Source organism: Pseudomonas sp. EA_65y_Pfl1_P113 (assembly GCF_963970525.1).
Classification (GTDB): Bacteria; Pseudomonadota; Gammaproteobacteria; order Pseudomonadales; family Pseudomonadaceae; genus Aquipseudomonas; species Aquipseudomonas tritici.
In genome coordinates, this window is the sequence record NZ_CAXAQM010000253.1 from 1 (window position 1) to 588 (window position 588).

At 57.8% G+C, this 588-nt stretch carries 1 protein-coding gene; it reads right to left on the reverse strand.

What is annotated here, in order from left to right; translation table 11 throughout:
• Nucleotides 1-554 (reverse strand): recombinase family protein (locus tag AACY52_RS29435; RefSeq protein ID WP_339561240.1); only part of this gene is annotated, 554 nt, incomplete at its 3' end.
• Nucleotides 555-588 lie beyond the last annotated feature (34 nt).

Below are 588 nucleotides of genomic sequence, written 5' to 3' on the forward strand. Positions count from 1 at the left end.
TTTACACCATCGGAGCGACCGTAGGCATTGAGCGCCAACTGCTTCTGGTTGCGCTCGTAGTCATCCCAGCTGATGTACCCTTCGTGATGATCCTTGATCATCACGTCCCAGGTGCCTGCAGGCTTGTAATGTCCGTAGGTCCGCCGCGCTCGCCCCTCGACGATTGAGGTTCTTTTCTCGCTTTTGCCGTATACATAAGCGCCCGCATAGAATGGATTTTTCAGCACACTGATCACATTGCGGTAGCGGATCGTCTGCCAGACGACGTTCGTCATGCGGCCTTCATCAGCAGGCCGGGGGAAGTGGATTTGCTCAGCCTTCATCGACAACAGCACTTGGCGGGCGCTACCGAGTTCGCGAAAGCGGGCGAAGATAAGCCGGATCACCTCTTGCAGACGCAGATCGGCATCCAGGCCCAGACCGGCTTCGCGATGCCAGACATAACCGAACGGCACTGATAGGCGCAGTTCACCGCGGCGGGCCTTCGCCTTGGCAGCGTCAAGCATCCGTGCCCGGATCACGCCCAATTCGAACTCGCTGATGCTGCCCTTCATGCCCAAAAGCAGACGATCATTGGGAAGACAAGGG